14 protein-coding genes are annotated in these 21,930 nt (G+C 73.2%); 3 read left to right on the top strand and 11 right to left on the bottom strand.

The features are described 5' to 3' along the window. Positions 1-110: 110 nt before the first annotated feature. The 3 genes from ABT014_RS21600 to nrdR form a co-directional block, all read right to left on the bottom strand. A complete protein-coding gene (locus ABT014_RS21600; RefSeq protein WP_350640626.1) occupies positions 111-1,496 on the bottom strand; it encodes a hypothetical protein in 1,386 nt (461 codons plus the stop codon). A gap of 214 nt (positions 1,497-1,710) precedes the next feature. Next, positions 1,711-4,620, bottom strand: a complete 2,910-nt coding sequence (locus tag ABT014_RS21595) for a vitamin B12-dependent ribonucleotide reductase (protein ID WP_350640625.1) — start codon at positions 4,618-4,620, stop codon at positions 1,711-1,713. Between the two features lie 177 nt (positions 4,621-4,797). Beyond that, the gene (gene nrdR, locus ABT014_RS21590; protein ID WP_350640624.1) at positions 4,798-5,298 is read right to left on the bottom strand and encodes a transcriptional regulator NrdR; all 501 of its coding nucleotides are present in this window, start codon (positions 5,296-5,298) and stop codon (positions 4,798-4,800) included. Between the two features lie 310 nt (positions 5,299-5,608). Between nrdR and lexA the strand changes: the two genes are divergently transcribed. After that, positions 5,609-6,427: a transcriptional repressor LexA gene (gene lexA / locus ABT014_RS21585; RefSeq protein ID WP_502895054.1), complete on the top strand. Its 819-nt coding sequence runs from the start codon at positions 5,609-5,611 to the stop codon at positions 6,425-6,427. A 112-nt stretch (positions 6,428-6,539) separates the two neighbouring features. On the opposite strand, the gene ABT014_RS21580 is transcribed toward lexA, so the two are convergent. The 5 genes from ABT014_RS21580 to ABT014_RS21560 are packed head-to-tail and all read right to left on the bottom strand — an operon-like array spanning position 6,540 to position 14,269. Beyond that, entirely contained in the window at positions 6,540-8,654 is a 2,115-nt protein-coding gene (locus tag ABT014_RS21580) for an ATP-dependent DNA helicase (protein ID WP_350640623.1), read from the bottom strand. A gap of 12 nt (positions 8,655-8,666) precedes the next feature. Further along, positions 8,667-10,481: an IucA/IucC family protein gene (locus ABT014_RS21575; RefSeq protein WP_350640622.1), complete on the bottom strand. Its 1,815-nt coding sequence runs from the start codon at positions 10,479-10,481 to the stop codon at positions 8,667-8,669. Beyond that, positions 10,462-11,868 carry a lysine N(6)-hydroxylase/L-ornithine N(5)-oxygenase family protein gene (locus ABT014_RS21570; RefSeq protein ID WP_350640621.1) on the bottom strand — a complete coding sequence of 469 codons (1,407 nt, stop codon included), beginning with the start codon at positions 11,866-11,868 and terminating at the stop codon, positions 10,462-10,464. Before ABT014_RS21570 ends, ABT014_RS21575 begins: the two co-directional genes overlap by 20 nt. Before the next feature lie 47 nt (positions 11,869-11,915). Further along, entirely contained in the window at positions 11,916-12,596 is a 681-nt protein-coding gene (locus ABT014_RS21565; protein WP_350640696.1) for a GNAT family N-acetyltransferase, read from the bottom strand. Further along, on the bottom strand, positions 12,488-14,269 hold the full coding sequence (locus ABT014_RS21560) for an IucA/IucC family protein (protein ID WP_350640620.1): 1,782 nt from the start codon (positions 14,267-14,269) through the stop codon (positions 12,488-12,490). The genes ABT014_RS21565 and ABT014_RS21560 overlap by 109 nt, the downstream gene beginning before the upstream one ends. Positions 14,270-14,539: 270 nt before the next feature. On the opposite strand from ABT014_RS21560, the gene ABT014_RS21555 reads away from it, so the two are divergent. Together ABT014_RS21555 and ABT014_RS21550 are read left to right on the top strand one after the other, a co-directional pair. Beyond that, positions 14,540-15,649, top strand: a complete 1,110-nt coding sequence (locus ABT014_RS21555; RefSeq protein ID WP_350640619.1) for a trypsin-like serine peptidase — start codon at positions 14,540-14,542, stop codon at positions 15,647-15,649. Between the two features lie 71 nt (positions 15,650-15,720). Further along, the gene (locus ABT014_RS21550; protein ID WP_350640618.1) at positions 15,721-16,860 is read left to right on the top strand and encodes a trypsin-like serine peptidase; all 1,140 of its coding nucleotides are present in this window, start codon (positions 15,721-15,723) and stop codon (positions 16,858-16,860) included. A gap of 68 nt (positions 16,861-16,928) precedes the next feature. Here the strand turns inward: ABT014_RS21550 and hflX are convergent, their stop codons facing one another. The 3 genes from hflX to dapF form a co-directional block, all read right to left on the bottom strand. Then, positions 16,929-18,428 carry a GTPase HflX gene (gene hflX, locus ABT014_RS21545; RefSeq protein WP_350640617.1) on the bottom strand — a complete coding sequence of 500 codons (1,500 nt, stop codon included), beginning with the start codon at positions 18,426-18,428 and terminating at the stop codon, positions 16,929-16,931. 102 nt (positions 18,429-18,530) lie between these two features. Further along, complete coding sequence (locus ABT014_RS21540) at positions 18,531-20,795, bottom strand: RelA/SpoT family protein (protein WP_350640616.1); 2,265 nt, start codon at positions 20,793-20,795, stop codon at positions 18,531-18,533. A 154-nt stretch (positions 20,796-20,949) separates the two neighbouring features. Continuing rightward, a complete protein-coding gene (dapF, locus tag ABT014_RS21535) occupies positions 20,950-21,852 on the bottom strand; it encodes a diaminopimelate epimerase (RefSeq protein ID WP_350640615.1) in 903 nt (300 codons plus the stop codon). Positions 21,853-21,930: the final 78 nt, after the last annotated feature.

The following is a 21,930-nucleotide window of genomic DNA, read 5'->3' as shown; positions in this document are numbered from 1 at the left end:
GCGGCTGGGCGGTCCACGTCGCGCGACCGCCCGGGGCACACGACAGGGCGCGTCCCGGGCGGTTGATCAGTACACGCGGTCATCAGATCATATCGATTCAGCACACGGTCTCAACCGGCCAGTTGACGTTCCGTTGTGACAACCCAACCCTGCGCATCCGCACAACTGCGGATGAACGCCGGGCATCCGGCCACCGGCCCCCGGGACGAACCCCAGGTCACAGGCCCGGCGCAGCACGGCGCACGGACACCACGAAGGGCGCCGACCGCTCGGTCGGCGCCCTTCGTGCACCACTGTTCCACACCTCGGCACTTCGGGACGGGGCCCGTGCGCCGGTGCCTCAGGCACGGGCGCACGGCACCTGTTCCTGGCCTGCGCCAAACCTCGACATCCGGCGTGCGATCGGGGAACGCACGTAGCCTGAACCGGGGTGTCCGATGGTCGGCGAGCCACCGCATCCGTCTGTCGCCCGCGGCGAGACCGGCGCGGGCGGTCCGGGACCACTTCTCCCCGTCGAGCACCGACAGGTAGGTCGCCCGGAGTGCCTCCCGCTGGTCCGTCGTGCATCCCGCGGTCTCGGGAGATCTCGTCGTGAGGAAGTGGGTGAGCCACGCTACGCCGTAATAGCGCTCGATCGTCGGGCTGAGCGCACCCACATGGCGAGCATGAGCTTCGAGGACGGCCGCCGAGTGAGGGTAGCGGGCGAGGGTCAGTCCCATCCCCCCGCAGTCGCTCATCAGCTGCAGCAGCAGACCGGTGTGGTCGACCATCTCGCTGTCGGTGGCCAGGTCGGCGAGCACCTCATGGAGTCTGGCCGCTGTCGCGACCTTGCCGGCGAAGTAGCCGTTGAGGAAGTCGCCGTCGCAGGCTCTGCGAAGCAACCACGGTCGGGCAGTCGGGCTGTCGAGTCTGCAGAGCGCCTCAACGACGTGGACGCGTCCCCAGCCGGTCACTCGCTCGGCGAGCCAGAGCAGGGCGTCGGCCCCTCCCTGCAGTCGCTCAAGGGCGTGCGCGGCCAGTGCACCGAAGTGGTTGGAGAGCAGCCCGATCGTCCGGATCAGCGGGATGTCGTCGACCGTTCCCACGGAGGCGATCAGCGCGAGCCCCACGGTGACCGAGCATCGGTCGGTCCCATGTCGGACGAGCCAGCGGCCTGTTCGCCGAACGCGTTCCCGGTCGGCCCGCTCCGCCACGGCTGTGATGTGCTTGTTGGAGTGGATCGGGATGTGGACGTCGTGGAAGGCACCGGCCAGTTCACGAGGAAGGGCGGAGACCTGGGCGAAATGCGCCTCCAGAATGAGCGCCGCAGCCTTGCCGACCGAGTGCCGGTCCGCAGGTCTCTCGGGACCTTGCCGCCTGTCGTGCAAAGCGCCGTCGGGGTAGGGCTCCCCGTCGCGCGGAAGTGGCACCTTGGGAGCCAGTTGATGCAGCCGGAGCGCGTGGTCGAACAGCGCTGTCGGTGACCCGGGCAGTCCTGTCCCGGTCGTCTCGCTCATCGGCGGACGGAGGACTCGATTCTCTTGATCATGCCCATGAGCCTGCCATCACGGCCCCCACCGCACAAGCCTCTCAGGCAGCGCCCTGTCGCTAGGGACCCGAGCCGGCTGATCGACGAAGGGACCGGCCGATGGCCGGTCCCTTCGTGAGCTACTGGTCAGCTGTCCGTGCGAGCTACGTCGGATGGTGCATCCGCCGCAGTTCCGCCCGGACTCAGCTGCAGCCGCTGGTGGAGCCGCAGCCCTCGCAGAGGTAGCAGCTGCCCGCTCGGCGCATCTTGGTGCCGCAGGAGAAGCAGAGCGGTGCGTCCGCGCTCATGCCGAGCTGGATCTCGGCCAGTTCGGTGGAGTTGTGCGCCCGGGCCGGGGCCGGGGCGGCGGCCTTGGTCGGCTCGGGGGCGGCGGCGGGCTTGGGTGCCGCGGCCAGCGGGGCCGACTGGGCCAGGCCCTCGACGTCCACGTCCTCCTCGACGGGCTCGTAGGAGCCGGTGTCCAGGTGGCGCTGGCGCTCCTCGACGGAGTGGATGCCGAGCGCGGAGCGGGTCTCGAACGGCAGGAAGTCCAGCGCGAGGCGGCGGAAGATGTAGTCGACGATCGACTGGGCCATCCGCACGTCCGGGTCGTCGGTCAGACCGGCCGGTTCGAAGCGCATGTTGGTGAACTTCGAGATGTAGGTCTCCAGCGGGACGCCGTACTGCAGGCCCACCGAGACGGCGATGGAGAAGGCGTCCATCATGCCCGCGAGGGTGGAGCCCTGCTTGGACATCTTCAGGAAGACCTCGCCCAGACCGTCGTCCGGGTAGGAGTTGGCCGTCATGTAGCCCTCGGCGCCACCGACCGTGAAGGAGGTGGTGATGCCGGGCCGGCCCTTGGGCAGGCGGCGGCGGACCGGGCGGTACTCGACCACCTTCTCGACGACCTTCTCGACCGCCGGCGCGGCCTCGGCCGTGGTGGCCGCCGGCGCCTTGGTCTTGGCCGACAGGGGCTGGCCGACCTTGCAGTTGTCGCGGTAGATGGCCAGCGCCTTCACGCCGAGCTTCCATGCCTCGAAGTAGATCTCCTCGATCTCCTCGACCGTGGCCACCTCGGGCATGTTGACCGTCTTGGAGATCGCGCCGGAGATCCACGGCTGGATCGCCGCCATCATCCGCACGTGGCCCATGGCGGAGATGACCCGCTCGCCCATCGCGCAGTCGAACACCTCGTAGTGGGCCGGCTTCAGGCCCGGCGCGTCGACCACGTTGCCGTGCTCGGCGATGTGCGCGACGACCGCCTCGATCTGCTCGTCCTGGTAGCCGAGCCGCTTCAGCGCCCGCGGCACCGTGCCGTTGACGATCTGCATCGAGCCGCCGCCGACCAGCTTCTTGAACTTGACCAGGGCGAGGTCGGGCTCCACACCGGTGGTGTCGCAGTCCATCATCAGGCCGATGGTGCCGGTCGGCGCGAGCACCGAGGCCTGCGCGTTGCGGAAGCCGTTGCGGGCGCCCAGGCGCAGCACCTCGGCCCAGGTCTCGGTGGCGGCCGCCCAGACCGGGGTGTCCAGCTCGTCGGCCGGCACCGCGGCGGCGTTGGCGTCCGCGTGCTGCTTCATCACCCGCTGGTGCGGGGCCGCGTTGCGGGCGTAGCCCTCGTACGGGCCGACCACGCCGGCGAGCTCGGCGCCGCGGCGGTACGCGGTGCCGGTCATCAGCGAGGTGATGGCGCCGGCGAGCGCGCGGCCGCCCTCGGAGTCGTACGCGTGGCCGGTGGCCATCAGCAGCGCGCCGAGGTTGGCGTAGCCGATGCCCAGCTGGCGGTAGGCGCGGGTGGTCTCGCCGATCTTCTCGGTCGGGAAGTCGGCGAAGCAGATCGAGATGTCCATCGCGGTGATGACCAGCTCGACCACCTTGGCGAAGCGCTCGGCGTCGAAGCCCTGCCCGCTGTCGGAGGCGGCGTCGTCGCGGAGGAACTTCATCAGGTTGAGCGAGGCGAGGTTGCAGCTGGAGTTGTCCAGGTGCATGTACTCGGAGCACGGGTTGGACGCGTTGATCCGGCCCGACTCCGGGCAGGTGTGCCAGTGGTTGATGGTCGAGTCGTACTGGATGCCCGGGTCGGCGCAGGCCCAGGCGGCCTCGGCCATCTTGCGGAACAGCTTCTTCGCGTCGACGGTCTCGATGACCTCGCCGGTCATCCGGGCCCGCAGGCCGAACTCGCTGCCGTTCTCGACCGCGGTCATGAACTCGTCCGAGACCCGGACCGAGTTGTTGGCGTTCTGGTACTGGACGGAGGTGATGTCGTCCCCGCCGAGGTCCATGTCGAAGCCCGCGTCGCGCAGCGCGCGGATCTTCTCCTCCTCCTTCACCTTGGTCTCGATGAAGGCCTCGACGTCCGGGTGGTCCACGTCCAGCACGACCATCTTGGCCGCCCGGCGGGTCGCGCCGCCGGACTTGATGGTGCCGGCTGAGGCGTCGGCGCCGCGCATGAAGGAGACCGGGCCGGAGGCGTTGCCGCCGGAGGACAGCAGCTCCTTGCTGGAGCGGATCCGGGAGAGGTTCAGGCCGGCGCCGGAGCCGCCCTTGAAGATCATGCCCTCTTCCTTGTACCAGTCGAGGATCGACTCCATGGAGTCGTCGACGGCCAGGATGAAGCACGCGCTGACCTGCTGCGGCTGCTTGGTGCCGACGTTGAACCAGACCGGCGAGTTGAAGCTGAACACCTGGTGCAGGAGGGCGTGGGTGAGCTCGTGCTCGAAGACCTCGGCGTCCTCGGCGGAGGCGAAGTAGCCGTGCTTCTCACCGGCGGCGCGGTAGGTCAGCACCACCCGGTCGATGATCTGCTTGAGGCTCCACTCGCGCTGCGGGCTGCCCACGGCGCCGCGGAAGTACTTGGAGGTGACGATGTTGACCGCGTTGACCGACCAGAAGTCCGGGAACTCGACGCCGCGCTGCTCGAAGTTGATCGAGCCGTCCCGCCAGTTGGTCATGACGACGTCGCGCCGCTCCCAGCTGACCTCGTCGTAGGGGTGAACGCCAGGGGTGGTGTGGATCCGCCCGATCCGCAGGCCCGCCTTGGCGGCCTTGCCGGCTCCCTTGGCGGTCCGCTCGGACTTCGACCCGCGTGCGGAACCGCTCGTCGTGTCTGTCACTTCTGGTCCTCCTCCTGGGCAAACGCCCTGGGCGCCCCGATCCTTCCGGGCGCCGCTGGTTCGCTTCTCCTGGCGTGCGGGCAGCCGATCGGCCGCCCTGTGCACGGTTTGTACTTTTTGTGCGCCGATTTCAGGCGCGCGGGGCCCCGAAGGGCCGCAAGAGGTCAGGCCGACGCGTCAGGGCGCGGCGGCGGCGGGGGCCGGCACGGGGGTGCAGTCCTCCGCGATCACCGGCCGCTCGACGCGGAGCTCCGCGATGGCGGCCTCGAAGTCCTCCAGGCCGTCGAAGGCCTTGTACACGCTGGCGAACCGCAGGTACGCGACCACGTCGAGGTCCTTGAGCGGGCCGAGTATGGCCAGCCCGACGTCGTGGGTGGAGAGCTCGGCGCTCCCGCTGGCCCGGACGCACTCCTCGACCCGCTGGCCGAGCTGGGCGAGGGCGTCCTCGGTCACCGGGCGGCCCTGGCAGGCCTTGCGGACCCCCGAGATCACCTTCTCCCGGGAGAACGGCTCGGTGACTCCGCTGCGCTTGATCACCATCAGCGTGGCCGTCTCGACAGTGGTGAAACGGCGGCTGCAGTCCGGGCACTGACGGCGTCGACGGATCGAACTCCCGTCATCGCTGGCGCGGCTGTCGACCACGCGACTGTCCGGGTGCCGGCAGAAGGGGCAGTGCACCTGAGGACTTCCTCCCTGGCGGCAAGACATCGGACTCCGCCACTCTACCGGACCACAACCTGTGGGTACGAGCGAGGAGACTAGCCACTAGATCTAGGAGTCGGAGGGGCGACGCGCCGGAACCGGTCGAGATCCGCCCACGACCCGGAATACACTGTTCGAGTCGAACATTTAATCGATGTACACCCAAAGCCTTGATCGAGTCAGCTAACTGCTTGATAATTCACTCGAACGTGTGTTTGGCGCAACCTTTCGATAGGTGCACCAGTTGAGCTGCACAAGGGAGAACGCCTGTCGAATGAGGGCCGCCATGAACACCGTAGAAGCAAGGACCGCCATTCCGGTGCAGGAGCGCTCGGCGCGCACCGCGGACCAGAGCATGGACCACAGCATGAGCCAGAGCCAGCCGATCGAGCACGCCTCGGTGCAGGACGCCGTGCTCGTCCAGCCCGCCCCGACCCGCGCCATGCCCGGGCGCCCGCCCGGCATCCGCACCGACGAGGCGGGCCTGACGGAGCGCCAGCGCCGGGTGATCGAGGTCATCAGGGACTCGGTGCAGCGCCGCGGGTACCCCCCGAGCATGCGGGAGATCGGTCAGGCCGTCGGCCTGTCCAGCACCTCCTCCGTCGCGCACCAGCTGATGGCGCTGGAGCGCAAGGGCTTCCTGCGGCGCGACCCGCACCGCCCGCGCGCCTACGAGGTCCGCGGCGTCGAGGTCGCCCGGCCGAACACGGCGGAGACCGCCGGTCGCCCGTCCACCTCGTACGTGCCGCTGGTCGGCCGGATCGCGGCCGGCGGCCCGATCCTCGCCGAGCAGACCGTCGAGGACGTCTTCCCCCTCCCGCGCCAGCTGGTCGGCGAGGGCGAGCTGTTCGCGCTCACCGTCCGCGGCGACTCGATGATCGAGGCCGCCATCTGCGACGGCGACTGGGTCACCGTCCGCCGCCAGCCGGTCGCCGAGAACGGCGACATCGTCGCCGCGATGATCGACGGCGAGGCGACCGTCAAGCGCCTCAAGCGCGAGGACGGCAAGATCTGGCTGATGCCGCACAACCCCGCGTACGAGCCTATCCCGGGCGACAACGCGACCATCCTGGGCAAGGTCGTGGCGGTGCTGCGCCGACTCTGACCGGCCACCACCCACCTCCCGGGGGCTCCGGGCCGATCACGGCCGGGGCCCCCGCGGCATGTCCGGGCCCGGTCCAGGCCGAGCCGGCCCGGACCGGGCTGCGGGAGAGGCGCTAGGACACCGCCCGCTTGACCACCGGACGGACCGGCGCCGCCGAGGCGTCGATCGCGGCCAGCGAACGCCGCACCTGGTTGCGGTCGGTGGTGTACCAGAAGTCCGGCATCGAGGAGCGGAAGAAGCCGCCGTACCGCGCCGTGGCCAGCCGGGGGTCGAGCACCGCGACGATGCCCTTGTCGTCGGCCGCCCGCACCAGCCGGCCGGCGCCCTGGGCCATCAGCAGCGCGGCATGGGTGGCGGCCACCGCCATGAAGCCGTTGCCGCCGTGCTCCTCGACCGCCTTCTGCCGGGCGCTCATCAGCGGGTCGTCCGGGCGCGGGAACGGGATCCGGTCCATCACCACCAGCTGGCAGGCCGAGCCGGGCACGTCCACCCCCTGCCAGAGCGACAGCGTGCCGAACAGGCAGGTGGTGGCGTCCGAGGCGAACTCCCGGATCAGCTCGCCGAGGGTGTCCTCGCCCTGGAGCAGGATCCGGTTGTCCAGCCGCTCCCGGAGCGCCTCGGCGGCGGTCTGCGCGGCCCGCATCGAGGAGAACAGGCCCAGCGTGCGGCCGCCGGCCGCGCCGATCAGCTCGGTCAGCTCGTCCAGCATCTGCGGCCGGTCCGGCTCCCGGCCCGGCGCCGGCAGGTGCTTGGCGACGTAGAGGATGCCCTGCTTGGGGTAGCTGAACGGGGAGCCCACGTCGATCCCGCGCCAGTACGGCGGCGCGTCCTCGCCCTGCGCCGGCTCCGGCTCGGCCGCCGAGCGCTCGTCCGGCAGCCGGCCGTCGACCGGCAGGCCGAGCGAGCCGGCCACCCCGGTGAAGTCCCCGCCCAGCTTGAGGGTGGCCGAGGTCAGGACGACCGAGCGCTCCTTGTAGAGGTTCTCCCGCAGCAGCCCGGAGACGCTCAGCGGCGCCACCCGCAGCGAGGCCGCGCCCAGGCCGAAGCGGTCGCTGCGCTCGATCCAGACCACGTCGTACTCGGAGTCCTGGAGCAGCCGGTCGGCCGTCTCGTGCAGCGTCTCGGCCGAGGCCATCGCCTGCTTGCGGACCGCGTCCTCGTCGGTGAGCGCCTTGTCCCTGGTCTCGCCCAGCGAGGTGATCACCTGGCGGGCCGCGTCCCGGATCGCGGAGACCGCGTACGCCAGGTACTCCGGGAGCTCCTCGACCCGTCCGGGCTGGGCGGTCTCCATCAGGCCGTGGTAGTTCTCGGCGGCCGCCTGGAGCGCGTCCACCGCCTTCTCGTTGGCGAGCTTGGCGGCCCGCCGGACCGCCCGGTTGACGGCGTGCACCGACAGCTCGGCGGTGGCCGCGCCGGTCACCCGGTTCACCAGTTCGTGCGCCTCGTCGATGATCAGCAGACCGTGCTCGGGCAGCACCGGGGCGCCCTCGATCGCGTCGATCGCGAGCATCGCGTGGTTGGTCACCACCACGTCGGCGAGCTTGGCCCGCTCCCGGGCGGCCTCGGCGAAGCACTCCCCGCCGTACGGGCAGCGGGTGGCGCCCAGGCACTCCTTGGAGGTCACCGACAGCTGGGCCCAGGCCTTGTCGGAGACGCCCGGGGAGAGGTCGTCGCGGTCGCCCGTGTCGGTCTCGCCCGCCCATTCGCGCAGCCGCAGCACGTCCTGCCCGAGCTTACCGGTCGGGCCGCCGAGCGCCTCGACCGGGTCGAACAGCCCCTCCCCCTCGTCCGCCGGGGTGCCCTCGTGCGCCCGGTGCAGGCACAGGTAGTTGGAGCGGCCCTTGAGCATCGCGAACAGCGGGCGGCGGCGCAGCACCGGATGGAGCGCGTCCACCGTGCGCGGCAAGTCCCGCTCCACCAGCTGGCGCTGGAGCGCCAGGGTGGCGGTGGCCACCACCACCCGGTCGCCGTGGGCGAGTGCGGGCACCAGGTAGGCGAGGGACTTGCCGGTGCCGGTGCCGGCCTGCACCAGCAGGTGCTCGCCGGCGTCGACCGCGGCGGAGACCGCCTCGGCCATCTTGACCTGGCCGGGCCGCTCGACACCGCCGACGGCGGTGACCGCGGCGTGCAGCAGCTCCGGGAGCCGGGACGCGGGGACGGCGGCCGGTGCGTCGTCGCCCGGTGCTTCGTCGGCCGCCTGGAGGAGGGATTCGGAGTCGTTCGTCATCGCGTGCCAAGCCTACGGGGCGGGAGTGACAATCCGGCTCCGTTGTCCCGGCATCGCCGCCTCCGCCGCGGGGTGCAGCGCGTTCTCCACCTGTCCGTGGACGGCCGCGTGCGGGCGCTCGGGGCGGTCCCGGTAGCCGTCGAGCAGCAGCCGGTTGCGGTTCAGGCAGAGCCGGTCGATCCGGGGCGCGAACAGGTCGAAGAGCGCGAACCGCTCCCGCAGCCCGGGGAAGCGGCGCTGGTGGGCCAGGATCCGCTCGCGCAGCAGCGCCCAGAACTCCCGCTCGGGCAGGCCCAGCTGCCGCTCGAACAGCGGCGCCAGGTAGCGGTACACCCCGATGAACAGGCCGGCGTGCAGGAACTGGCAGAGCTGGGCGGGCGGTTCGCGCAGCAGTACGCCGGCCACCTCGGCCGGCAGGTCGGCCAGCTCGGGCAGGTCCTGGTCGCTGAGGTTGATGTCGTCCACGAAGTCCTTGACCGCGAGCCGGACCGGCACGTCCCGCTCGTCGAAGACCACGATCGCGTTCTCGCCGTGCGGGGAGAAGACCGTGCCGTAGCGGTAGAGGAAGTGCAGCAGCGGCGGGAGCATCACGGCGAACAGCCGCTCCAGCCAGGCGGCGGGGGCGAGGCCGGAGCGGGCGACCAGTTCGGCGACCAGCGCCCGGCCGTCCGAGCCGGTCTGCAGCAGGGCCGCCAGCGTGCGGCCGCGCTCGCCGGCGTCCAGGCAGCCGTCCAGCGACTCCCGCCAGATCGCGCCGAGGAGTTCCTTGTACTGGTAGGGCGCCTCCGGCAGGTCGCGGTAGAGCGGGTGCTCCACGGTGACCGAGGCGAGCTCGCCGAGCAGGATCACCCGGCACTCCTCGCGCAGGAACGGGTCGCCGTCGCGGATCCCGTGCACCCAGGCCGTCACGGCGGGCGCGGCCAGCGTGCGGCGGGTCGGCAGGCCGCGCCAGACCAGGGTGTTGAGGATGGCGAGCGGCAGCTTGACCGTGCAGCGCTCGGGCCGGGTGAGGTTGAAGAAGCTGCGGATGGACTGCTGCGGCAGCCGCAGGTCCCCGTCGCTGGGCAGCGGCACGATCCGGCCGTCGGCGATCCAGGGGGCGAACAGCGGCACCACCACCTCGTCCCACTGCCAGGGGTGGACGGGCAGCAGCAGGTACTCGCCGGCGCGCTCGCCGAGCGCGGCGCGCAACCGCCGCGGGTCGTCCAGCTCCCGCTCGTACAGGTCGGCCGGGCCGCGGTACTCGGCCAGGCTGCGGTGCACGGCCAGCCACGGCAGGGGCTGCGGGCGGCGCGCCTCCGGGGCCCAGCGGGCGGCGTCCTGCGCGGAGAAGCCGATCCGGCCCTTGTTCGGGACGATCCACGGGTGTCCGCCCTGCCGGCCCTCCAGCTCGACGTGGCCGAGGTCGGCCAGCTCGGCGGCGGTCAGTTCGGTGGCGAGCTGCCGGGTGTCGGCGATCAGGGTGGCGGTGAGTTCGCGGATCAGGTGGCCCACCGTGTCGCCGGAGAGCCCGAGCAGGTGCCGGGCGCGCTGGACGAAGCGCAGCGGGTCGCCGTCCGGCTCCTGCTCGCAGGCCACCGAGGCCGGGTCGACCTGCCAGCCGCCGTACGCGCCGCGCCGGGCCCGGAACCGGTAGACGGCGGCGGGGCCCGGCGCCCCGGGCACGGTGAGCGCGTACCCGTCGCCGTCCGGCTCCGGGGTGATCAGCTCCTCGTACGCGAACTCGCCCAGCATCTTGGCGAGCAGCTCCCGCCGGGCCCGCCGCCAGTGCTCCTCGGTGAGGTGCGGGGGCAGCTGGAGCGGCTGCTCAGCGGACGGCTGCGGCACGGTTCTCCTCCTGGGGGCGCGGGAGCAGGGCGGCGGCGGGCGGGGTGGCCGGGGCGGCGCCGGGCGGGCCGGCCGGCCGGTCCGGCGCCGGCGGGGCGAAGCTGGTCCAGGCGGTACGGGCGGGCAGGCGGTGCACCGGCCGGCCCGCCACGGCGTTGAGGATCACGGCGGCCCGGTGCGCCCCCAGTCCGAGGTCGGGAGCCCCGACCCCATGAGTGTGCAGCTCGGCGTTCTGGACGTACAGACCGCCGGTGAGGGCCGGGTCGGTGGCAACCCGGTGGTCCAGGTCGACCCGGTAGCGGCCCTGCTCGTCCCAGTCGATCAGCTCGGTGATCGGGTCCAGCAGCGCCGGCCGGACGGCCCGGTAGCCGGTCGCGAGCACCACGGCGTCGGTCCGCAGCACGTGCCGGACGCCGGAGTCCAGGTGCCGGCAGCTGAGCTCGTAGCCGCCGCACGGTCCGGCCTCGGCCCCGGTGACCGCGGTGCCGGGGAGGATCTCCACCGGGTCGGCGTCCAGCGGGCGGCCCACCGTGCGCTCGTAGAGCTGGTCGTGGATCTCGGCCAGGGTCTCGGCGCTGGCGGCCTTGTGCAGCTGCCACTGGGCGGGGACCAGCCGGTCCCGGGCCGGCCCCGGCAGGCCGTGGAAGTAGCGGGTGTAGTCGGGGGTGAAGTGCTCCAGGCCGAGCTTGGAGTACTCCATCGGGGCCAGCGCCCGGCTGCGGGTGAGCCAGCGCAGCCGGGTGCCGTCGGCGCCGCGGGTGCGCAGCAGGTCCAGGAAGATCTCGGCGCCGGACTGGCCCGAGCCGACCACGGTGACGTCCCGGGCGCCGGCCAGCGCGGAGCGCCGCTCCAGGTACTCGGCGCCGTGCCAGACCCGCGGGTGACCGGCGAGCCGGGCGAACGGCTCGGGGCAGGCCGGGACGGTGCCCACCCCGAGCACCACGGCCCGCGCCGCCAGCGGTCCGGCGGCGGTCTCGGCCCGGTACAGCCCGGGTCCCGGCTCCCAGTGCAGGGCGGTGACCTCGGTGCCGAAGCGGCAGTTGGGCAGCCGCTCGGCGGCCCACCGGCAGTAGTGGTCGTACTCGCGGCGGGGCAGCTGGAAGCGTTCGGCGAAGTAGAACGGGAACAGCCGCTCCTGGTCGCGCAGGTAGTTCAGGAACGACCAGGGGTTGGTCGGGTCCACCAGCGAGACCAGGTCCGCCAGGAACGGCACCTGCATCCGGGCGCCGTCGACCAGCATGCCGGGGTGCCAGCGGAACTCCGGCCGGGCCTCGCAGAAGAGGGTGCGCAGGCCGTCGGCGCGGTCGGCGAGTGCGGCGAGCGACAGGTTGAACGGGCCGATGCCGATGCCCAGGAGGTCGTACGGCTCGGGCTGCGGGTTGTCCATGCCATCCAGTTCGGGGAGAGGGGTCGGGGCCGGCCGGGATCCGGTGGTCAGCCGGCCCGCCGGCGCACCATCAGGGCGGCCCGCTTGCCGGGCAGGTCGAGCGCGGCGCACCGGTCGAAGCCGGCCTTCCGGAAGGCCCGCAGGGACGGCGCGTTGCGGACGTCGGGCTCGGCGACCACCTGCTCGCAGCGCGGGCGCCGGGCCAGGATCCGGTCGGCCAGTGCGGCCAGCAGCAGGCCGCCCAGGCCGCGGCCGCGCGCCTCGGCGGGGCCGAGCAGCAGGTGCAGCCCGGTGTCGTGCGGCCGGGCCGGGTAGTGCAGGGCGAGCGGGTCGAGGTCGGCGCGGTAGACCTCCCAGTACCCGACCGGAACGCCGTCCAGCAGCCCGACGCAGGGGACGCTGCGGCCGTCGCCGTCGAGCTGGGCGGCCAGGTGGCGGGCGGTGGTGGCGGGCGGCCCGGCCAGCTCCCAGTAGGCGTCCACCGCGGGGTCGTTCATCCAGGCGGCCAGCAGCGCGAGGTCGGCCGCGGGGTCGACCGGCCGGAGCCGGAACTCGCCCGCGGCGGTCGGCATCGGTCCCCAGCCGGCCACCCCGTCCAGCAGGTCCGGCCCGGCCGCCGTCACCCGGCCGCCACGGGGTTGGCGATGGTCACGTACACCGACTGGGTCTCGACCGGGCCGACCAGCTCGTCCAGGCCGTGCAGCCGGGTGAGCAGGTTGGCCTTGCAGCGCAGGGTGGGCGCGTCCAGCAGGTGGGCGGGCAACCGGGAGCCGGTGGCGGCGGCCTCGGGGCCGGCCAGGAAGGCGCGCAGGGCGGCGAGCAGCACCTCCTCGTCGGCGAGGCCCTGCGAGCCGAGGCCGCCGATCAGGCCGAGCACGTGGTTGATGCCCAGGTAGTAGGCGAACCGCTCGTCGGCGACCTGGTCGGGCACGAAGGTGTCGCTGTGCGCGCCGATGCCGGGCAGCCGGGCGGCCAGCCGGTCGGCGTGCGAGGCCCGGTAGTAGTAGCCCTGGTTGTCGCGGTAGCGGCCGCCGACCGGCCAGCCGTCCCGGTCCAGCACCGCGAGGCTGTTCTGCTGGTGCGCCTCCAGGGCGATGCCGGCCCGCCCGTCGAGCCACAGGACGGGCAGCACCACGGCGTGCAGGTAGCGCAGGAACCATTCGGCGGTCACGGTCGGCACCGGGCGGCCGGTGCGGGCGGCCAACTCCCGCAAGAGGTCGGAGAGCTGGGAGTGCATCCGGTCCAGCGGCTGCTCGGCGAGCAGTCCGGCCACGCACAGCGCCCGCTCCCGCGGACCGAACGGCTGGCTGCGCAGCACGGTGTCCAGGCCGCCCGGGTCGCCCAGGGCGGGGTGGTCGACGCCGATCCAGGCCGGGTCGCGGACGATGTCGAAGCCCGGATGGGCGGCCCGCCACTCGGCGCCCAGGCCGCTCTCCAGCAGCCGGTGCACCTCGACGCCCCGGTGGAGTTCCTTGCGGAGGTTCTCCCGGCGGGAGTTGGTGATCCGCAGGCCCAGCGAGAGCTTCAGCATCCACGGCAGGTCGGGGCGGTGGACGGTCCGCACCGAGGAGGTGGGGTGCCAGGGCTCGCCGTGCGGTCCGAGGTCGTGCAGCAGGCCCTCCTCCAGCAGGGCGGCGACCGCGGGGCGCAACGCCAGCTCGCGGGCCTGCCAGGGGTGCAGCGGGAGCGCGGCGGTGCCGGGCGGCAGCAGCGCCTGGTCGCCGAGCAGGTCTGCGGTGAGCTGCTCGGCGGGACGCCCGGCGGCGGAGTCGGAGGCCAGCAGGTCGCGGTCGACGGCGTACCAGTGCAGGCGGAAGCTGCCGCCCAGCTCGGGCGAGTAGGCGGCGCTCTGGGCGGCCGCGAGGCCGTCCCGGCTCTTCGGGGTGGGGTGCAGCGGGTGTCCCAGCAGCAGGGACTGCTCGGCCCGCAGGAAGGGGGTGGCGGCCGGCCGGGCGCCGGCCCGGTGGTGGGCCAGGAAGTCCGCGGTGCGGCCGACCGAGTCGGCGACCCGGGCGGCCAGGTCGGCGATCTGTCCCGCCTCCGGGTGCTCGGCGGCGGCGCCGGCGAGCAGCGCGGCGACCGTGACGGCGTCGACGGCCACCGGGGCGCCGTCGCCGGCGGTGACGGTGACCGGGCCGAACCGGTGCCAGCCGCAGGCGGACCAGTGCCGGACGGGTGCGGCCAGCTCGGCGGCGCCGCCGAGGACAGCGATCCGCAGCCGCGCCCCGACCGGCCGGGCCCCGGTCTCCCGCGCCCAGCAGCGCAACAGGCTCTCGGTGCCGGCCCGTTCGGCGGCGGTCGCCGGATCCGGGTGGAGCAGCGGTTCCGGGTCGGCCGCGGTGGCCTGCGCGGCGGGCCGGGAGAGGACGGCCGGCGGGGCTCCGGTGAGGGCGGTGCTCAAGGCTGCTCCTTCGGGCGGGCTGGACTACGGGTAAGGGCTACCTATCCCGGGGTAGCGAGCACAAGATCGGCTCACTCGTTCCGGTGAACCGCGAACCGTCACTCACCCTCAGGAGTGATCAGTGCCACTCGGACGGGTGGCTGCTATGGCGAAACGGTGACCGCTCGTCAACAGCCCTGCACCGAACGGCCGCCGGCTCGGCGCGGATGGGAGACTGCGGCGGTGGGAGACTGCGGGTGGGGGAACACTGTCGGACGTCCGGGGGGCCGAATGTCATCGATCAACCGCGCCGTGGGGGCCGCTGCCACGGCCCTCGTGGTGCTCCTCGCCGGGGCGGCCTGCACCACGCAGGGCGACGGCGACCGCCGGGCCGCCGGGCTGCCGCGCAGCTGGGACGAGCTGAAGCGGTGGCGGTTCGAGGACTGGGACCGGTGGGCCTCCGAGCACGTCTTCCACAATCCGCGCAACGACGCGGTGTGGAGCCCGGACAGCATGGCGGGGGCGCCCGCGCAGCAGCCCGCGCCGGCCACCTCTGTGGCCGCCCCGTCACCCTCCCTCTCGGCTTCCCCCTCCGCCGCCCCGGCGCCTGTCACCACCCCTGTGCCCGCCGCCGTCCAGGCCGTGGCCGTCCCGCGCCCGTACACCCGGTACGCCGCCTCCGGGAAGGTGTTCATGACCGCGCCCAACGGCGGCACCGGCCAGTGCTCCGCCACGGTGGTCGCCGACCCGGCCCGCCCGGGCCGCAGCAACCTGGTCTGGACGGCCGGGCACTGCGTGCACGAGGGCAAGGGCGGCGACTGGTTCAAGAACCTCATCTTCGTTCCCGCCTACAACAGTTCGGGCGCGGCCAGCGGCGGCCACAAGGCGACGCTGGCCGAGGTGGCGCCGCTCGGCCAGTGGTGGGCCGACAACGTGATCACCTCGCCGCAGTGGACCGCCGAGGGCGGGCACGCCGGCAACTCGGCCAACCAGTACGACTTCGCGGTGCTCCGGGTGCACGACGCGGACGGCTCCGACCGCTCGCTGGAGGAGGCCGTGGGGTCGGCCGTCCCGGTCTGGTTCGACGCCCCGCGCGAGGGCCTGTCCGTATCGGCCTGGGGCTACCCCGTGGGCCGCCCGTTCGACGGGCAGGAGCTGGACCGCTGCGACTCCGGCCGGCCCGGACAGCTCTCGTTCGACCCGCAGCGCCCGGCGATGCACTCGATCAGCTGCACCATGACCTCCGGCGCCAGCGGCGGCGGCTGGTTCGCGACCATGCCGGACGGCCGCCTCGGGCTGGTCAGCAACACCTCCATCGGGACCGTCGACCACACCTCGCTGAACGGCCCCTACCTGGAGGGGGTGGCCCGCCAGGCGCTGGACTACCTCTCCCGGAAGTGACGCCCGCCGCGGCACCGCCGCCCGACCTGACGCCCGCTCCACCGACCATCCGAGCAACGGGGATCGACCACATGCCTTCCACCCACCGACGTTCCGCCGCCGCGGCGGCGGCCCTGCTGACCGTGCTGGCGCTGGCCGCCACCGGCTGCAACGACGACACCGCGCCGCAGGCCGCCCCGCCGCCGTCCCCAGCGGTGGCCTCCGGCTCGGCCGGCAAGGGCGGCATCAAGCTGCCGGACTCGCTGAAGGACCTCAAGAACTGGAGCGCCGACGACCTGGCCAACTGGGCCAAGGAGCACGGCTTCAAGCCCGAGGTGCTGAAGGGCTACTGGGACCAGGTCCGGATGGAGACGGCCAAGGGCGTCCGGCCCAAGGAGGCCAACATCGCCACCGCCAAGTCCCCGTCCCGCTCCGAGGTGCAGCTGCCGCCCGCCATCCCGGCCGCCGCCGAGAAGCACCCGTACAGCCCGGGGACGGCGGTGGTCGGCAAGATCTTCCTGAGCGTCGGCCCGAACTCCGACGCCGAGTGCTCCGGCACCGTGGTCACCGACCCGGCCAACCCCGGCCGCAGCAACCTGGTCTGGACGGCCGCGCACTGCGTGCACGAGGGCAAGGACGGCAGCTGGTTCAAGAAGATCAGCTTCGTGCCCTCGTACAACCGGACCGGCGCCGCCAGCGGCGGGCGCCGGGCCACCCTGGAGCAGCTCGCCCCGTACGGCGTGTGGACCATGGACGCCGGCTACGTCTCCCCGCAGTGGGTCCAGGAGGGCAGCGAGAAGGGCGGCCCGGCCAGCCAGTTCGACTTCGCGGTGTTCCACGTGCACAGCGAGGACAGCGCCCGCTCGCTGGAGGAGACCGTCGGCGGCTCCGTGCCGGTCTGGTTCAACGCCCCGACCGCCACCATCGGCGCGGTCTCCGCGTACGGCTACCCGGCCGAGGCCCCGTTCGACGGCCGCGAGCTGGAGCACTGCGACTCGCGGATCAAGCTGACCCCGTACGTCTACGACGCCGAGCGCCCGCCGATGAACGCGATGGGCTGCACCATGACCGGCGGCTCCAGCGGCGGCGGCTGGTTCGCCCAGCGGGACGGCAGGCCGGCCCTGATCAGCAACACCTCGGTCGGCAACGACCAGGCCACCTTCCTGGCCGGCCCCACCCTGGGCGCGGACGCCCAGAAGGGCTTCGAGTACTTCAGCCGCCAGGTGCACTGACCGGACGAACGCCGCGGGCCCCGCCTCCCGGGAGGAGGCGGGGCCCGCGGCGGTGCGTCACGGCGCGGTCAGCTCTGGCCGACCACGGTGTACCGCTCCAGCTCGGCGGCCAGCTCGGCCGCCACCTTGGCCCGCAGCAGGGTGCCGTCCCCGGTGTGCTCGGTGGAGATCAGCTCGCCCTCCGCGTGCACCCGGGAGACCAGGTCGCCACGGGTGTACGGGACCAGCGCCTGCACCTCGACGGCCGGGCGCGGCAGCTCGTCGTCGATCAGCTTGAGCAGCTCGTCCATGCCCTGCCCGGTGCGGGCCGACACCACCAGGGCGTGCGGCTCGCGGCGCAGCAGCCGCTGGAGCACCAGCGGATCGGCGGCGTCCGCCTTGTTGATCACCACGATCTCCGGCACGTTCTGTGCCTCGACCGAGACGATCACCTCGCGGACGGCGGCCAGCTGGGTCTCCGGCTCGGGGTGCGAGCCGTCCACCACGTGCAGGATGAGGTCCGCCTCGGCGACCTCCTCCATGGTCGAGCGGAACGCCTCGACCAGGTGGTGCGGCAGGTGCCGGACGAAGCCGACGGTGTCGGCCAGGGTGTAGATCCGGCCGGTCGGGGTCTGGGCCCGCCGCACGGTCGGGTCCAGGGTGGCGAACAGCGCGTTCTCCACCAGGACGCCGGCGCCGGTGAGCCGGTTGAGCAGGGAGGACTTGCCGGCGTTGGTGTAGCCCGCGATCGCGACCGAGGGGACCTGGTTGCGACGGCGCTCCTGGCGCTTGGTGTCGCGGCCCTTCTTCATCTCGGCGATCTCCTTGCGGAGCTTCGCCATCTTCTCGCGGATCCGGCGCCGGTCGGTCTCGATCTTGGTCTCACCGGGACCACGGGTGGCCATGCCGCCACCGGAGGAGCCGGAGCCACCACCACCCATCTGCCGGGACAGCGACTGGCCCCAGCCGCGCAGGCGCGGCAGCATGTACTGCATCTGCGCCAGCGAGACCTGCGCCTTGCCCTCCCGGGACTTGGCGTGCTGGGCGAAGATGTCCAGGATCAGGGCGGTCCGGTCGACCACCTTGACCTTGACCACGTCCTCCAGCTGGATCAGTTGGCCGGGGGTGAGCTCACCGTCGCAGACGACGGTGTCGGCGCCGGTGACGGCGACGATGTCGGCGAGCTCCCGGGCCTTGCCGGAACCGATGTAGGTGGCCGGGTCGGGCTTGTCGCGGCGCTGGATCACGCCGTCGAGCACCTCGGAGCCGGCCGTCTCGGCCAGCGCCGCGAGCTCGGCGAGCGAGTTCTCAGCCTCCTCGACCGTCCCGCTGGTCCAGACGCCGACGAGCACCACGCGCTCCAGCCGCAGCTGGCGGTACTCGACCTCGGTGACGTCCTGGAGTTCGGTGGACAGGCCCACCACACGCCGCAGGGCGGCGCGCTCGGAGCGGTCGTACTGGTCACCGTCGTAGCTGCCGAGGTCCTCGTCGATCGCCGCGAGGTCCTCGTCCATCAGGGCATCGGCCTTGATGTCGGTGAGTCGGCGGGAGTCGCCCGCCTGGTTGCGGCTGTCGAACGTGGAGGTCATCTCATCCTTTTGCTGGTCGGAGGCCGGCGCCCGCCCTTGTCGGCGGGAGTACCAGGAGTCTGCCCCTCGACCGGCCGGAGAACCTCCGTGGACGAGAGCGGGCTACCCCTGCGGACCGCTGAGCGCGCCGGCACCACTGCTGCCTTGCGTCAACGCCGCGGACCGGCCGTGAATTCCCCATGATGGTCGCACGCCCGACGGGCCCCGGTCATCCGGGTTTCCACCGCCCGGCCGGTACACGTCGTACACGCCGGACACCCGCAGCATGGCCCGCATCACCGCCGGGAGCGCGGCGGCCGAGGGCAGCTCGACGGTGTAGCTGTGCCGCACCCGGAGCTCCTGCGGCGGCCCCACCTCGGCCGAGACGATGTCCACGCCCTCCCCGGAGATCACCGCGGTCAGGTCGGCGAGCAGCCGGGGGTGGTTCAGCGCCTCGGCGTGCAGGGTGGCCCGGTAGCCGGCGGCGGGCTCCGCCCCGGGGATCCACACCGGCTCCAGCCGGCTGCGTCCGGCCTGGTGCATCCGCTCCCCGATCGGACAGTCCGCCCGGTGCACGGCGACCGTGCCGCCGCGGATCTCGAAGCCGGTCACCTGGTCCGGCGGTACCGGGGTGCAGCAGCGGGCGAGCCGGACCGGTACGCCGGGGCGGCCGGCCACCGTCACCGGCGAACTGCTCGGTGCCGGGGCGGCCGGGGCCGGGGCGAGCGGCTGGCCGGACCGGCGGCCGGACTCCACCACCGGGTTGCCGGCCGGGTGCTCGGCCAGCCAGCGCTCGACGGCCAGCCGGGCGGCCGGGGTCCGGGTGTACTCCAGCCACTGGGCGTCCGGCCCGAAGACCTCGCCGCCGGTGGTGAGGACGGCCAGCACGTCGCCGTCCTTCAGCGGGGTGGACAGCGCGGTGAGCCGGCCGTTGACCCGGGCGCCGATACATCGGTGGCCGGTCTCCTCGCCGAGCAGGTAGGCGGCGTCCACGCAGCTGGCCCCGGCGGGCAGCTGGAGGGTCTCGCCGGCCTCGGTGACGGCGGTGATCTCCCGGTCGTCGGAGAGGTCGGCGGTGAGGGCGGACCAGAAGGCGTCCGGGTCGGGGGTCTCCTGCTGCCAGTCCAGCAGCCGGCTGAGCCAGCCGGGCCGGGCCGGATCGGTGCGGTCCGACTCCGGCTCGTCCGTCCCGGGTGCCCCGGCCTCGACCTGGTGCGGGTCGCCGAGCGCGACCACGCCGAACTCCGCCACCCGGTGCATCTGCCTGGTCCGCACCAGGACCTCCACCACCTCGCCGCCGGGCAGCGCCACGGCGGTGTGCAGCGACTGGTAGAGGTTGAACCTGGGCGCCGCGATGAAGTCCTTGAACTCGCCGGGCAGCGGCGTCCAGCCGGTGTGCAGCTCGCCGAGCACCGCGTAGCAGTCGGCGTTCTCCTCCACCACCACCAGCAGCCGGCCGAGGTCCGCCGGGAGCAGGCCCTGCGGGCAGCCGTCCGCCCCGACCGCGGCGCTGCGCTTGAGCAGCACCCGGTGCGCGGAGACGTGGTGGCGCGGCCGGACGGTGACCGCGGCGGACACCGCGGTCTCCTCCAGCCGGCGGGCCAGGTCCTGGGCGAAGGGCTCCAGCAGGCCGTCCGGTCTGCCCTCGTGGGCGGCCAGCAGGGCGCCGGTGCGGGCGTACTCCTCCGGGTGGAGGGTGGCGAAGACGATGTCCTCCAGCTCGGCCTTGACCACCTGGATGCCGAGCCGCTCGGCGAGCGGGATCAGCACGTCCCGGGTGACCTTGGCGATCCTGGCCTGGCTGGCGGGCTTCATGTGACGGATCGTCCGCATGTTGTGCAGCCGGTCCGCGAGCTTGATGACCATCACCCGGACGTCGTCGCCGGTGGCCACCAGCATCTTGCGGAAGGTCTCGGCCTCGGCGGCCGCGCCGAAGTCGACCTTCTCCAGCTTGGTGACGCCGTCGACCAGGTAGGCCACCTCGGGGCCGAAGTCGGCGCTCACCTGATCGAGCGTCACCTCGGTGTCCTCGACCGTGTCGTGCAGCAGCGAGGCGACCAGGGTGGTGGTCCCGGCGCCGAGCTGGGCCAGGATCATCGTGACGGCCAGCGGATGGGTGATGAACGGCTCGCCACTCTTGCGGGTCTGCCCCCGGTGGCTGGTCTCGGCCGTCCGGTACGCCCGGCCGAGCAGGGCCAGGTCGGCCTGCGGATGGTGCACCCGGTGCGCCTGCACGATCGGCTCGATGGCGTCCGGCACCGGCCCCCGACCGGTCGCCAGCAGGGCGGCCCGACCGGCCCGGCCGAGCGCCGCCCGGCTGAGCCTGGGCAGCGGGCGCTTGGGCACGGTGTACGGGACGGCCCCGTGCTGGCCGGCTTCGATGGTCATCTGCACCTCCGGCAGCGATCACCGGAGCGAAGTCCGACCCGGTGGTCCATGCTACCGAGCACAGCACGTTCCGCGGCGGGCTGCTGCCACTCCGTCAGTTGAATCACCCGAACAGGGGGATTGGTCCGCGGCGCAACGGGGCAAAGCGGCCGGATCAGCCGAGGGTGACGCCCAGCCAGGCCGGGTCCAACACGCCGGAGGCGACGATCACGGCGGGCCCGGTCATCGTGACCCGGCCGTCCGGGAACTCCTCGATCACCAGCCGGCCGCCGGGCAGGTCCACCGTGTACGCGACCGCTTCCCCGGTGACCGCCGGGTCGAGCCCGTCCCGGCGGGCGGTGGCCACCGCGACCGCGCAGGCGCCGGTGCCGCAGGACCTGGTCTCGCCGGAGCCGCGCTCGTGCACCCGCATCGCGACGTGGCGCGGGCCGCGGTCGACCACGAACTCGACGTTGACCCCCTCGGGGTAGGCCCCGGCCGGGGTGGTCAGCGGGGCGGTGAACAGGTCGCCGGCGTCCGCGAGGCTGTCCACGAAGGCCACCGCGTGCGGGTTGCCCATGTTCACGTTCCGGGCGGGCCAGCGGTGGCTGCCGACCGCGACCTCGATGCCGTCCGGGCCCGGCAGCAGCGCCCGGCCCATGTCGACGGTGATCAGCCCCGGGGTGCCGTCCGGTCCGTCCTCGGCGACCGTGACCTGCCGGATCCCGGCCCGGGTGGCGATCGCCAGCTCGCCCGGCTTCGCCAGCCCGGAGCGGACCAGGTAGTGGGCGAAGACCCGGACGCCGTTGCCGCACATCTCGGCGATCGAGCCGTCGGCGTTGCGGTAGTCCATGAACCACTCCGCCCGGTCGGCGAGGTCCGCCGCCGCCGGGTCGGCCGAGGCGCGGACCACCCGGAGCATCCCGTCGCCGCCGATCCCCGCCCGCCGGTCGCACAGCAGCGCCACCTCGGCCCGGCCGAGGTCGAGCCGGCCGTCGGGGTCGGGGATGATCACGAAGTCGTTCTGGGTGCCGTGGCCCTTGAGGAAGGGCAGGCCCGCCGCGGTGGAGTCGCTCACACCACGATCGTACTGATCCGGCCGGACGGACGGGCCGCCGCCCGATCCCTGGGACGGGCCGGCGGGGCGGACCCCGGT

The sequence above is a fragment of the Kitasatospora sp. NPDC094015 genome, from assembly GCF_040304075.1.
Lineage (GTDB): Bacteria > Actinomycetota > Actinomycetes > Streptomycetales > Streptomycetaceae > Kitasatospora.
Note: the sequence above shows the minus strand (reverse complement) of the source record. Positions and strands in the feature narration are given on the sequence as shown.

Coding starts and splice junctions, on each gene's coding strand:
- ABT014_RS21600 (WP_350640626.1), bottom strand. CDS start 1,496: ATGAGCGAGACGACCGGGACAGGACTGCCCGGGTCACCGACAGCGCTG.
- lexA (WP_502895054.1), top strand. CDS start 5,609: ATGAACACCGTAGAAGCAAGGACCGCCATTCCGGTGCAGGAGCGCTCG.
- ABT014_RS21580 (WP_350640623.1), bottom strand. CDS start 8,654: ATGACGAACGACTCCGAATCCCTCCTCCAGGCGGCCGACGAAGCACCG.
- ABT014_RS21570 (WP_350640621.1), bottom strand. CDS start 11,868: ATGGACAACCCGCAGCCCGAGCCGTACGACCTCCTGGGCATCGGCATC.
- ABT014_RS21555 (WP_350640619.1), top strand. CDS start 14,540: ATGTCATCGATCAACCGCGCCGTGGGGGCCGCTGCCACGGCCCTCGTG.
- ABT014_RS21550 (WP_350640618.1), top strand. CDS start 15,721: ATGCCTTCCACCCACCGACGTTCCGCCGCCGCGGCGGCGGCCCTGCTG.
- hflX (WP_350640617.1), bottom strand. CDS start 18,428: ATGACCTCCACGTTCGACAGCCGCAACCAGGCGGGCGACTCCCGCCGA.
- ABT014_RS21540 (WP_350640616.1), bottom strand. CDS start 20,795: ATGACCATCGAAGCCGGCCAGCACGGGGCCGTCCCGTACACCGTGCCC.